Source organism: Caballeronia sordidicola (assembly GCF_000729995.1).
Taxonomy (GTDB): Bacteria; Pseudomonadota; Gammaproteobacteria; order Burkholderiales; family Burkholderiaceae; genus Caballeronia; species Caballeronia sordidicola_A.
On the sequence record NZ_JNFG01000189.1, the window covers coordinates 1 to 257 of the forward strand.

The following is a 257-nucleotide window of genomic DNA, read 5'->3' on the forward strand; positions in this document are numbered from 1 at the left end:
GAGATCGCTTCGCGCTCCTCGGGCGTCAGTGCACGTGGCGAGCGCTTTCTTGGCGGCGGTGCGATCCCACCGCGCTTAGCAAGCATCCGATGCACCGAGCCCACTTCACGCTCCAGCGCCCGACTAATCTCGCTGACAGACTCCGCTGCGCGCCAGCGCTTCCAAATCTCCCCCTTCTGGGTCGACGTCAACCACGGTTTTGCTTGTCGTTTCATAGCCTCATCCTCCGATTTCCGTATTGGAACAGAGGTGTTGCG

General features: G+C 61.1%; 1 pseudogene. It reads right to left on the reverse strand.

Annotation, left to right across the window (positions count from 1 at the left end):
• Window positions 1–215, reverse strand: a pseudogene (locus tag FH08_RS0134335) (IS30 family transposase); the annotation flags it as partial.
• Between the last annotated feature and the right edge of the window lie 42 nt (window positions 216–257).